The organism is Duncaniella muris, assembly GCF_003024805.1.
In the GTDB taxonomy this organism is placed as follows: Bacteria; Bacteroidota; Bacteroidia; order Bacteroidales; family Muribaculaceae; genus Duncaniella; species Duncaniella muris.
In genome coordinates this window covers 1-12,625 of sequence record NZ_PUEC01000012.1, presented here as the reverse complement: position 1 = coordinate 12,625, position 12,625 = coordinate 1, and the positions used below count along the sequence as shown (strand labels likewise).

Annotated in this window: 9 protein-coding genes; 5 read left to right on the top strand and 4 right to left on the bottom strand. The window is 54.1% G+C overall.

Annotated elements, in window-relative coordinates:
• Positions 1-36: 36 nt before the first annotated feature.
• Complete coding sequence (locus tag C5O23_RS06315) at positions 37-1,722, bottom strand: tetratricopeptide repeat protein (protein ID WP_107032109.1); 1,686 nt, start codon at positions 1,720-1,722, stop codon at positions 37-39.
• A gap of 228 nt (positions 1,723-1,950) precedes the next feature.
• Here C5O23_RS06315 and speA point away from each other — a divergent pair, with 228 nt between their 5' ends.
• The 5 genes from speA (at position 1,951) to prfB (ending at position 8,086) form a co-directional block, all read left to right on the top strand.
• Positions 1,951-3,852 (top strand): biosynthetic arginine decarboxylase, encoded by a 1,902-nt coding sequence (gene speA, locus C5O23_RS06310; protein WP_107032108.1) that lies wholly within the window; start codon positions 1,951-1,953, stop codon positions 3,850-3,852.
• Positions 3,853-3,885: 33 nt separating this feature from the next.
• Positions 3,886-4,617, top strand: a complete 732-nt coding sequence (gene truA, locus C5O23_RS06305; protein WP_107032107.1) for a tRNA pseudouridine(38-40) synthase TruA — start codon at positions 3,886-3,888, stop codon at positions 4,615-4,617.
• Positions 4,618-4,652: 35 nt separating this feature from the next.
• Entirely contained in the window at positions 4,653-5,786 is a 1,134-nt protein-coding gene (locus C5O23_RS06300) for an ABC transporter substrate-binding protein (RefSeq protein ID WP_161553562.1), read from the top strand.
• Between the two features lie 9 nt (positions 5,787-5,795).
• Positions 5,796-6,836, top strand: a complete 1,041-nt coding sequence (locus C5O23_RS06295) for an iron ABC transporter permease (RefSeq protein WP_107032105.1) — start codon at positions 5,796-5,798, stop codon at positions 6,834-6,836.
• A 133-nt stretch (positions 6,837-6,969) separates the two neighbouring features.
• Positions 6,970-8,086, top strand: a protein-coding gene (prfB, locus tag C5O23_RS06290; protein WP_107032104.1) for a peptide chain release factor 2 whose coding sequence is annotated in 2 segments (ribosomal slippage) — positions 6,970-7,032 and positions 7,034-8,086 — 1,116 coding nt in all. Because the reading frame shifts where the segments join, the coding sequence is not laid out codon by codon here.
• Positions 8,087-8,217: 131 nt separating this feature from the next.
• Here prfB and C5O23_RS06285 read toward each other — a convergent pair.
• The 3 genes from C5O23_RS06285 to C5O23_RS14150 form a co-directional block, all read right to left on the bottom strand.
• Positions 8,218-9,666 (bottom strand): alanine/glycine:cation symporter family protein, encoded by a 1,449-nt coding sequence (locus C5O23_RS06285; RefSeq protein ID WP_107032103.1) that lies wholly within the window; start codon positions 9,664-9,666, stop codon positions 8,218-8,220.
• Between the two features lie 198 nt (positions 9,667-9,864).
• The gene (locus tag C5O23_RS06280; RefSeq protein ID WP_107032102.1) at positions 9,865-11,616 is read right to left on the bottom strand and encodes a phospho-sugar mutase; all 1,752 of its coding nucleotides are present in this window, start codon (positions 11,614-11,616) and stop codon (positions 9,865-9,867) included.
• A gap of 202 nt (positions 11,617-11,818) precedes the next feature.
• Positions 11,819-12,040 carry a hypothetical protein gene (locus C5O23_RS14150; RefSeq protein ID WP_133166516.1) on the bottom strand — a complete coding sequence of 74 codons (222 nt, stop codon included), beginning with the start codon at positions 12,038-12,040 and terminating at the stop codon, positions 11,819-11,821.
• Positions 12,041-12,625 lie beyond the last annotated feature (585 nt).

Here is a 12,625-nt window from a genome sequence, read left to right as displayed (position 1 = left end):
GGCTGTTGGATTGTGAAGCTTTAATCCGGCGTCTTATCAGAGAACGCTTGAAAGATTGAAGCGGGAAAATTCGAGGTCGTTGGCAGCCTGCTTGGCGAGCTTGTTGTCAAGCTTGATGGCCTGACGGAGGTTTGAAGTCACCATCTGTTCATTGTTGGTGCGGGCACCGAGAATGGCCATGAGATAGTAGGTGGTGGCGTCGGGAGCCTGGATGGCTGCGAGGGTTGACTTGGCCTTGCTGTAGTCCTTGGAGAGGATCTGGGCGAGAGCGGCATTATTGCTCTTGTCATTTCCGAATGCCTTTACAGCGGCGTTTACATCACCCTGCTGGAGGTAATATACACCGAGAGCCGAGCCGAGTTCGGGAACACCGCCGGCCTTGCCGAATGACTGGTTGGCAGCGCGGAGATCGTTGTTGACAAGAGCCACAAGGCCCTGGTTCATCTGGGCTTCAGGGGCCGAAGAGTTCACGCGGGCTGCTTTTTTGAAGCTTGCCATAGCTGCGTCATAGTCACCCTGCTGATAGAGCACCTTGCCGAGGTTGTTGTAGCCGCGGTAGTCGTTGGGATAGAGGTTGGTGGCGGCAGTGTAGATGGCTTTCTTGCGGTTGAGGTCGTCAGTGAGGGTTGCTCCGTAGAGAAGTTCGTCTACGCTGAGGGTAGAGGGATCGGTGTCAAATGCCTTGTTGATCTCTTCATCGCTCTTGCCGATCACGTTGACGCTGGCAGTGATGCGAGAGTAGCGGAGCTGCGGGAGGATTTCGTCGGCGAGCTGGTCGAACACGCTTGAGAGGTTGCGGATTTCACGTTCGCGCTGTTCAGGGTCCTTGTACATTGAGAGCACGCTGATGATGAGCTCCTTGTCCTGGATGTTGCTTGCGGCCACGAGCTTCTGGAAGCCTTCCCAGTCTTCGGGAGTGAAGTTTGCGGTAAGTTCGCCGAATTCAGTCACTTTGTCCTTCTTGAGCTGATTGGTCAGATAGCCCTGGGTGTTTGTCTCGCGGTTCTGAGCGAGTTTGGTGTTGAAGTCGAGCGAACCGTCGGGTGAAGCGTATGACTGGATGTTGATTTCCTCGATCTTTCGGCTTTCATCGCCGGCAGCGGCCTTGATGTCGCGGTTGAGGCGGAGCACTTCATCGCTCTTGAGTTCGCTTTCGCGGAGGTTGGCCTGGTTGATGAGGAAGTGGATGTCGGCAGAATATTTTTCGTTGATGATGCGCTGGAATTTGTCAGCTGCGGTAGCGGGATCTACGGTTCCGGCATCGGCGAGAGCTGCTGTGGCGATGATGCCGTCAGCCACTTTCACGCGGGGAAGCACATACTGCTTGCCTTTCTGATCGACAGTGAAGCCGAGATACAGTTCCGAACGCTGCATTTCGGGCTGATAGGCATAGTTTACGGGGATTGTCACTGTGCCGCCGTTGTCATAGGAGATGACACGGTTGTTGCCACGTACTTTCTCACCCTGGAATGCCTGGGCGGTGCCGGCCACTTCAGTGCCGTTGAATGTGAGGTAGGGGGTCACTGTCACAGTGGCGTTTTTCACGAAGAATTTCGGAGGAATGTTACCGGTAACGGTAGCGGGAACATTCTGGCCCACTACTTCGAGCGGATTGGGATTGGTGCTGAAGTAATCAGCTGCAAACTGATTCATCTTCTTGCTGCAACCGGTCAGCACGATAGCCGAACCGAAGAGGAGTGAGAAAGCAGATTTCTTATCCATAGCAAAATTTAATAAAATTATGTGATAGGAGTTTTGATGTGATTTTTATGTAGCAAAGTTACAATCTTTATTGTTAATATCCCAAAATAATGAAAATAATTGTTGCAAAAAGATCCCGATTTGGCGAATTAGTTGTACTTTTGCCGGATAATAACGCGCGATAACGCGCTTTACAGACAGTTAAACCTATAAAATTCAGAAACAATTCAGAAAAAAAGAACAGAGCCGATGAGAAGATGGCGTATTGAAGACAGCTCAGAGCTGTACAACATTCAAGGTTGGGGTCGACAGTATTTCTCCATCAACGAGAAAGGCAACGTGGCCGTTACTCCTCGTGAGGGTTATGCTTCGGTTGATCTGCGTGAGGTCATGGACGAACTGCAGGTCAGAGACATTACCTCGCCAGTGCTGTTGCGCTTCCCCGATATTCTTGACAACCGCATCGAGAAGATTTCCAACTGTTTCGCTTTAGCTTCAAAGCAGTATGACTATAAGGCACAGAACTATATAATCTATCCCATCAAGGTCAATCAGATGCGTCCTGTAGTCGAGGAGATCGTCACTCACGGCGAAAAATTCAACATCGGTCTTGAGGCCGGGTCCAAGCCGGAACTCCACGCTGTGCTTGCCACCAACATCAAGGAAAACGCGCTGATCATCTGTAACGGATACAAGGATCAGACATATATCGAGCTGGCTCTGCTTGCCCAGAAGATGGGACGCCGCATCTATCTCGTGGTTGAAAAGCTCAATGAACTGCGCATCATCTCGGAAGTGGCCAAGCGAATCGGCATAGACCCAAATGTAGGCATCCGCATCAAACTCGCCTCCTCAGGCTCAGGCAAGTGGGAGACAAGCGGCGGCGACCAGTCGAAATTCGGTCTCAACTCTTCGGAGCTTCTTGAAGCGCTTGACTTCATGGAGCGAAACAAGATGAAACACTGCCTTAAACTGATCCACTTCCACATCGGCAGCCAGATCACCAAGATCCGCCGCATCAAGAATGCCATCCGCGAGGCCACCCAGTTCTACGTGCAGCTCACCAACATGGGATTTGACATAGAATTCATGGACATAGGCGGTGGCCTTGGCGTGGACTATGACGGAACCCGCAACTCCGCATCGGGCAGTTCGATGAACTATTCTATCCAGGAGTATGCCAATGACGCAGTGTCGGCCATCGTGGATGCCTGTGAGAAAAACGGCCTCAAGCAGCCCAACATCATCAACGAGAGCGGCCGCTCGCTGACCGCCCATCATTCCGTACTGGTGTTTGAAGTGCTTGAGACAACGCAGCTTCCCATCTGGAAAGACTCTAAAGATATTCAGGAAGAAGACCACGAACTTGCCAAAGAACTCTATGAGATCTGGGACAAGCTCAACCAGCAGCGTCTTCTCGAAAGCTGGCATGACGCCCTGCAGATCCGCGAGGAGGCTCTTGACCTGTTCAGCCTCGGCATGCTCGATCTCCGCACCCGTGCCCAGATCGAGGAACTTTTCTGGAGCATAGCCCGCGAGGTAGGAGAGATCGCTGACAATATGAAACACGCTCCCGAAGAGCTGCGCAAGGTGGCCAAGATGGTACCTGATAAGTATTTCTGCAATTTCTCGCTCTTCCAGTCGCTGACCGATTCATGGGCCATCGACCAGGTGTTCCCGATCATTCCTCTGTCGCGCCTTGACGAAAAGCCCTCACGTACATGCACCCTCCAGGACATCACCTGCGACAGCGACGGCAAAATCTCTAACTTCATATCCTCGCAGGGAGGCACGGCAAGTTCTCTCCCGGTTCATCCCGTGAAGCCAGGCGAACCCTACTATCTCGGAGTTTTCCTCGTAGGTGCCTATCAGGAGATTCTCGGTGACATGCACAATCTCTTCGGCGACACCAACGCCGTCCATATCTCGGTCTATAAAGACCGTTATGAGATCGACCGTATCATCGACGGCGAAACCGTGGCCGATGTGCTCGACTATGTGCAGTTCAACCCGAAGAAACTTGTGCGCAACGTGGAAGCCTGGGTGACATCGTCTATGAAAGCCGGACGCATCACTCCCGAAGAAGGACGCGAGTTCCTGAGCAACTACCGTTCGGGCCTTTATGGCTATACCTATATTGAAAAAGACTGATAACCCGCCGATGCGCCGATACGGATTCAGCCTATGAGATATTTCATGCAGCTCTCTTACCGCGGTGCGCCTTTCCACGGCTGGCAGTGTCAGCCGGGCGAGGTGACAGTCCAGTCGGTTCTCGAAGACGCTCTGTCGATGATCCTGCGCCGCGAAATGAAAATCACCGGCGCCGGACGCACAGATGCCGGAGTCAACGCGCGCATGATGGTGGCCCATTTTGATCTTGACACCCCTCTGGGCGATGCCGGAGAGCTTGTCAGGAGGCTCAATGCGGTTGTCGGCAAAGATATTGCCGTGCAGAAAATCTATGAGGTCGAGCCTGACCGCCATGCGCGCTTCGATGCCGTCAGCCGCACTTACCACTATTATGCGGTCACTGAGAAGACCCCGTTTTTCTACCCCCTGAGCTGGAAAGCCCCGGCCATGCTTGATTTCGATGCCATGAATCGTGCGGCCGAAATACTGCTTGAGACCTCTGATTTCACATCATTCTCAAAGCTTCATACCGATGTCAAGACCAACATCTGCCGTGTGACCTATGCCAGATGGGAGAGGCTCGGCGAGCATGAATGGGTTTTCGTCATTACTGCCGACCGCTTTCTGCGCAACATGGTCCGCGCCGTAGTGGGAACTCTCGTCGACGTGGGCCGCGGTAAAATGACCATCGGGCAGTTCCGTGAAGTGATTGACCGCCGCGACCGCTGTGCGGCCGGGACCTCGATGCCCGGAGAGGCTCTGTTTCTCTGGGAGGTCAGATACTGATCTTGTCAAACAACCTATTAAACACCTTCTTGATTGTGAAGAGTTTCTTGTCTCTCTCTCTTGCTTTGTCAGCCGCAGCCGCCATCCTGACGTCATGCAGCGGTGCCGGCTCTTCTGCCGGGGCTGAAGTGTCAGGCGACACTCTTACTGCTGGAGCTGATCTTCTGACGCTGGTCGACTGTGGAAGTTATGTAGTGGCTGACATTAAAAATCCGTGGGACAGCACCCGCCTGCTTCAGCGCTACGTGCTTGTGCCTGACTCTGCCGGAAATCCCGAAGGACTGCCCGAAGGTACGGTGGTGCGCACTCCTTTGCGCAATTCGCTGGTCTATTCAGGCGTTCATGCCGGAGCCATCCGCGACCTTGGTGCCATTGATGCCGTCAGGGGTGTGGCCGATGCAGGCTATTTCACCGTAGCTGAAGTGAAAGCCGGGCTGAAATCCGGCGCGGTGATGGACGTAGGCTCCTCGATGTCGCCTGACATTGAAAGAGTCACGGTGCTCGGACCTGATGCCATACTCGCATCGCCTTATCAGAATTCATCCTACGGACTTATCGAACGTCTGGGCATACCGATTATCGAGTGTGCCGACTATATGGAATCAACCCCCCTGGGGCGTGCCGAGTGGATAAAGCTTATCGGAGAACTCTACGGTTGCCGCCATGAGGCCGACAGCATCTATAAGGAAGTCTCGGCGGAATATTCGCGCCTTGCCACACGTGCCGCCTCCGCAAGCTCGCATCCCAAAGTGATTACCGAGCGGCTGACCAACGGCGTGTGGTTTGTGCCCGGAGGCCGCAGCTACATGTCGAGCATCATAACCGATGCCGGAGGTGTGAATCCCTGGGCTGACACTCCTGACGCAGGTTCCATACAGCTTGATTTCGCATCTGTTTTTGACAAAGCCCATGACGCCGACATATGGCTCATACGCAACTACGGCCCGGAACTCACTCTCTCGGAACTTAAAAGTTCCTATGACCTGAACTCCAGGATCAAGGCTTTTGAAAACGGCGATGTCTACGTGGCCGACACCTCTACGTCGACTCTCTTCGATGACTTCCCCTTTCATCCTGAAAAACTGCTGCGCGAATACATCCTTCTTTTTCTTGGCCCTGACTATGCCGGCACGGACAAGACGCAGTATTATCAACGTATAGAAAAATGATATAGCACCATGACCGGCCTGCCTGCGCTTTCCTCCCGCCGCGAGCGGATTTCGCTCTGGGGACTGCTGTTCCTGACACTCGCACTCTTCGTGCTCTGCCTATTCATCGGCTCAGTCTGCATTCCTGCCAGTGAAGTGCTGACGGTGCTGACCGGCGGAGAACCTTCCAGAGAGTCGTGGGCAGTGATAGTAATCGGCTCACGGCTTGTCACGGCCATAGTGGCGCTGCTTTCCGGCTCGGCACTCGCCATAGCCGGCCTGATGCTCCAGACCACTTTTGCCAATCCGCTTGCCGGGCCCTCGATACTCGGAGTCTCTACCGGATCGAGCCTTGGGGTGGCCATTGTGATGCTTGCCTTCGGCGGAGCTCTCGGCTTCGTTGGTGAATCGCTTGGCATAGTCCTTGCCGCCATAGCCGGAGCCATGCTCGTGTTGGTGCTGCTGCTGTTGTTTTCACGCATTCTCAACTCCTCGGTTATGCTTCTGATAGTCGGAATCCTTGTGGGCTATCTCAGCTCCTCGGCCGTTTCGCTTCTGAACTTCTTCGCCACTCAGGAGGGAGTCCACTCGTTCGTTATCTGGGGACTCGGATCTTTTTCGGGGGTCTCGCAGCCGCGTTTGCTGGTGTTTGCCCCGCTTGCGCTTGTGTTCATCGCGCTCTCCATGCTCATGGTCAAGCCCCTTGATGCCATGCTCCTCGGCGATGCATATGCTGCCAACCTCGGAGTCGATGTGCGCCGTTCGCGCAACAGACTCCTCATTCTGTCAGGAGTACTGACAGCGGTTGTCACAGCCTTTTGCGGACCTATAGCCTTTGTCGGCATGGTGGTCCCCCACGTGGCCCGTCTGCTCACCCGCAGTTCCCGTCACCTGATACTGATACCCGCCACGGCTCTTGCCGGAGCCGCCTTAGGACTGCTATGCGTGCTTCTGAGCGTGATGCCAGGTTCGCGCGGCATAATTCCGATCAACGCCATCACCCCGGTCATAGGTGTCCCTGTCATCCTCTATGTCATACTCAACCGCCACCGGCTCAACCTCTTCGGCTGACCGGCCCCGCCTGCGTTACACGTGGCGTTTTCGCAGGTGGAAAATAATGCTTACCTTTGCAGCCGGAAAATCACCCCGCAGTGCTTTTTCCGCCAAAAATAAACGAAATATTCACCAAGCGACTGATTAAAATATGATTACTCAGGAACAATTAAAAGAGACTTTTGAGCGCAAGCTGGCGCTGAGGAGGTATCTTTGACATCGACAGCAAGAAAATCCAGGTAGAGGAGGAAGAACTCCGCACACACGTGCCCGACTTCTGGGAGCATCCCAAGGAAGCCCAGGCACAGATGAAAAAAATCAAGGATCTTCAGGCGTGGATCGTAGGTTATGAAGAGATTGACAAGATTGTCAACGAACTCCAGATCGCATGGGACTTTCTCAAGGAAGGTCTTGTAGAGGAATCGGAGATCGACGCTCTCTATGCCGAAGCCATCACCAAGATCGAGAATCTCGAACTGCGCAACATGCTCCGCCGCGAGGAAGACAAGCTTGGAGTAGTGCTCAAGATCAACTCCGGTGCCGGCGGTACCGAAAGCCAGGACTGGGCCTCGATGCTCATGCGCATGTATCTCCGCTGGTGTGAGGACCACGGCTACAAGACTTCGATCGCCAACCTTCTCGAAGGCGACGAGGCCGGCATCAAGTCATGCACCATCAACGTTGAGGGCGACTTCGCCTACGGCTATCTCAAGAGCGAGAACGGCGTCCACCGTCTGGTGCGCGTGTCGCCTTACAATGCCCAGGGCAAGCGCATGACCTCATTCGCATCCGTGTTTGTCACCCCGCTTGTCGACGACACTATCGAAGTCAAGGTCGATCCCGCCCTGCTTTCATGGGACACATTCCGTTCGGGAGGTGCCGGCGGTCAGAACGTCAACAAGGTGGAGTCAGGTGTGCGCCTGCGCTACCAGTTCACCGACCCCTACACCGGCGAGCAGGAAGAAATCCTCATCGAGAATACCGAGACGCGTGACCAGCCCAAGAACAAGGAAAACGCCATGCGTCAGCTCCGCTCTATACTCTATGACAAAGAGCTCCAGCACCGCCTCCAGGAGCAGGCCAAGATTGAAGCCGGAAAGATGAAGATTGAATGGGGATCGCAGATCCGCAGCTACGTCTTCGACGACCGTCGCGTCAAAGACCACCGCACCAACTATCAGACCAGTGACGTGGGAGGTGTGATGGACGGCGATCTCGATGCCTTCATCAAAGCCTACCTCATGGAATTCGCCGGAACCGAAGAATAAGAGCAACCTCTGAGAGGCACTCGGAAAGCCTCCGGACCGAAAATATCATAGCCCTTGGCTCCTGCATGCCGTTAGGAGCCAAGGGCTATGATATTTTTTCAACTTCACAAGTCAATGGAATAGGCGTGGTCTCACTCCCAGCATTCCGTCTCGGAGGCGATTTCGGGTATTGTCGAAGACCTGTAGACCGGATCTTTGCCCTCTCGCTTCTGATCCTGATAGTCTTTGAGCAGGCGTATGGCATATTTGCCGAGCATGATGATGGCCGCGAGGTTACAGAGAGTCATGAGCGCCATAGTGATATCGGCGAAACCCCAGACGAGGTCAAGTGACACCACGGCCCCGGCATAGACTATGGCTGCCACCAGCAGGCGATAGATCCTGACTGCAAGGTCGCTGTTGCGTATAAAGCGGATGTTGGTCTCGCCGTAGTAATAGTTGGCTATTATGCTTGTGAAGGCAAAGAAGAAGATGGCCACACTGACGAAGATCGAGCCGAAACGATGGTCTCCGCCAAGTCCGGCGTCTATGGCCTGCTGGGTCAGCACTATTCCGTCATGGCCTCCGGTATAGATTCCGCTGCAGAGTATGATGAAAGCCGTGGCTGTGCACACCAGCAGAGTGTCTGTATAGACACCGAGAGTCTGAATCAGCCCCTGTTTCACCGGATGGCTCACCGAGGCGGTCGCAGCGGCGTTCGGAGTTGACCCCTCGCCGGCCTCGTTGCTGAACAAGCCGCGCTTTATGCCCATCACCATTGCCGCGCCCACCGAGCCGCCAAGAATCTCATCGGCCCCGAAAGCATTGCTGACAATCAGCATCATGATCTCCGGAAAGCGGCCTATGTTCATGGCTATGATCACCAGAGCCAGCACTATATATGCGATAGCCATCACAGGCACCACTATCTCGCTCACCCGTGAGATGCGCTGCACACCGCCGCAGATAATGGCGAGAGTCAGCAGGCAGAGAACCCCGGCCGTCGCCTCGCGAGGAATTGCAAACGAGGCATTGAGTGCATCTGAAATGGTGTTTGACTGCACTGAATTGAACGCAAAGCCGAAAGTCAGCGTGATCAGCACGGCGAAAGTCACCGCCCACCAGCGTTTGTGCAGACCCTTGAGTATGTAATAGGCCGGACCGCCCCGGAACGACTTGTCGCCCTTGACCTTGAAAAGCTGGGCGAGTGTCGACTCGACAAACGCGCTTGCGGCGCCGAGTATGGCGATGACCCACATCCAGAACACCGCTCCCGGTCCGCCGAGAGCTATCGCCGAAGCCACGCCGGCAAGATTGCCGGTGCCGACGCGTGAGGCTATCGACAGCGCGAATGCCTGGAATGAACTGATGTTGCCGTGAGCAGGAGCGTCGTTTTGGCGGCGGTCGTTGTCGCGCCTGCCTGATCTGACAAGCAGATGCAGCATCTCGCCTGCCATTCTGAACTGCACGCCGCGGGTCCTGACTGTGAAAACCACGGCCACGATCAGCAGCACTGTAACTAATACATAGTCGGTGAGCACACCGCTGACAGCGTTGACCGCGTTCTGGAGAGCGGTGCTGAAACCTGAGGAAGGATCCATATGATGATTATATCAGGAGTTTGTAGGTTGATGGATGGTGTTTAAGGTGCGTCGGAGAGGAGGAGAAAAAACAGAGAGCACCTGATGTAGAGATAACGGATATAAGCCTTGCAAGGTTTTCGGTCCGCGTCAGATCTCTCCACATCAGGTGCCCTCTATATTACCTGCCGGGCAGGCAGGGGATTGCTCTGGTCAGTTTCAGGCGATGCCGAGATCCTTCTTGAGTGCCTCGATCTTCTCCTCGGCGAGTTTGCCGCACTTGTCATAGTCCTCGATCTTTTCCATCGGAACCTTGACTTCCATGTAGAACTTGATCTTGGGCTCTGTGCCTGAGGGGCGAACAGAGACCTTCGATCCGTCTTCAGTGAAATACTGGAGAACGTTTGAGGTGCAGGGAAAATCGAGTTTCTCGGTAGTGTTGCTTTCCACATCGGTCACGTTGAGTGTGCCGTAGTCCTTGATAGTCTTGACGGGGCTACCTGCGAGAGCCTTGGGCGGATTCTCGCGGAAGCTCTTCATCATGGCCTGGATCTCTTCGGCGCCGGTCTTGCCGGGGCGTACCACAGAGACACCTACTTCGTGGCTGAAGCCATACTTCAGATAGATGTCGGCAAGCATGGCCTGGAAGTCCATGCCCTTGTCCTTGGCCCATGCGCAGGCCTCGGCCATGAGCGAGATAGCTGACACGGCGTCCTTGTCGCGGCAGAATGTCTCAGCCAGGAAGCCGTAGCTTTCTTCGCCGCCGCCGAGATAGCGGAGCACGTCTTCATTGTCGCGCATCACGGCTGCGATCCACTTGAAGCCGGTGTAGCAGTCAAACAGGCGCACGTTCATGGCCTCGCAGATTGCCTTGATGGTCTCGGTGGTCACGATGGTCTTCACGGCAAACTCATTGCCCTTGAGCAGACCGAGTTCCTTGTTGCGGGTGATGATGTAGTTGAGAAGAATCATCACGATCTGGTTGCCGTTGAGCAGCACATATTCACCGCTGTTGTCGCGGATGACGCAGCCGATGCGGTCAGCGTCAGGATCGGATGCCATGACGATGTCGGCGTTGACCTCCTTGGCCTTGGCGATAGCCATTGCCATAGCCGAGGGTACTTCGGGGTTGGGCGATTCCACGGTGGGGAAATCTCCGCTGGGCACGTCCTGCTCGTCAACGTGGATGATGTTTGTGAAGCCGTAGTTGCGGAGCGATGCGGGAATCAGTTCAACGCCGGTGCCGTGGATCGGAGTGTAGACGATCTTCAGGTCTTTGTGGCGTTCGATCACATCGGGGCTGAGTGAAAGGCCCTTGATCTTGTCGAGATACACCTTGTCGACATCGGCGCCGATGATCTGGATCTTGGACTTGTCGCCCTCGAACTTGATTTCCTTGACGCTCTTGATGCGGTTCACGTGGTCGATGATATTGACATCATGCGGCGCGATGATCTGTGCGCCGTCTTCCCAGTAAGCCTTGTAGCCGTTGTAGATCTTCGGATTGTGCGATGCGGTGATGTTCACGCCGCTCTGGCAGCCGAAGTGACGGATGGCGAATGAAAGTTCCGGGGTGGGGCGGAAACTGTCGAAAAGATAAACCTTGATGCCGTTGGCCGAGAAGATATCGGCTACGATTTCAGCAAACTTGCGCGAATTGTTGCGCACGTCATGGCCCACGGCCACGCTGATTTCGGGCAGATCCTTGAAAGCTTCTTTAAGATAGTTTGCAAGGCCCTGGGTGGCAGCGCCTACGGTGTAGATATTCATTCTGTTTGAACCGGCTCCCATGATACCGCGGAGACCGCCGGTGCCGAATTCCAGATCCTTGTAGAACGATTCGATAAGTTCTGTCTTGTCATCTGCGTCAAGCATGCGCTTTACTTCCAGACGTGTTTCTTCATCATAACCGTCACCGAGCCATACCTGGGCTTTGGCGGTAACTTCTTTAAGCAGTTGTTCGTTTTCCATATTAATTATAGGGGAAAGTATAAATGATTTTTCATGTTGGCGGCACTGCGGAAAGGCCGCATTTGCCGGACAGATAGTTTTTCTATGGTGATAAGGCAAAATTACGGCCTTTTACGGAAATAACAAAGAAAACGCGTCAAAAATGTTAAAACCTGCTATAAAATAGGTTAATAGTCCTTTATCGCCACCCGCACACCCGCAGTCATCCCGCTTGTTCCGCATCTACATGTTTTTGCTGCGATGATTTGAGATGGACGATGAGTTTCGCACCTACGGCGCTCTTGGTGGTGGAGATGGCTTTAGGGATACCACAGCTGCGGACTCCTCTGGAGCCCTTGCAGTGGCCTGAACTCTCCTGACCGCTACGCGGCTTGCCTGGAAAATCGCGGTGTTCGGGATGGCGGGGATGGACTCCCACCACCATTACAGATCAATGACAGTTCATCTCTCCATTATAGATCAATGATGAATCCGCCCATTACAGACCAATGATAGGAAAACGCAGCTGAGAGGGCCGGGTAAGTCTGGCCGCGTAGCAGTCAGGGGAGTTCAGGCCCTTCATGCCATATTGGAACGGGACTTTCCAGGCAAGCCGCGTGGGGTTGGAGGAACTCAGGACCTCAAAGCCCTCCCGAAACGGGACTTTCCAGGCGAGCCGCGTGGGGGTTGGAGGAACTCAGGACCTCAAAGCCCTCCCGAAACGGGACTTTCCAGGCGAGCCGCGTAGCGGCGGGGCGAATCCAGGCCACTGCAAGGGCTCCAGAGGAGTCCGCAGCTGTGGTATCATAGCATCCCCACAATAACAAGAGCGCCGTAGGTGCGAAACATTCACCATCCCGCCATATTGCTTTAATTATCCACCTTGTCAATCCCGCTGAAAATCACGGCTCTTTCATTTAACCTAAAATAAATAGCATATCTTCCCTTACCCGGTTCATTGAGAATCGGGTAATTTTTCCATGTCTGTATATCAAAGAGTTATTCTGGTATCAAAATCTTATTTTTTTCA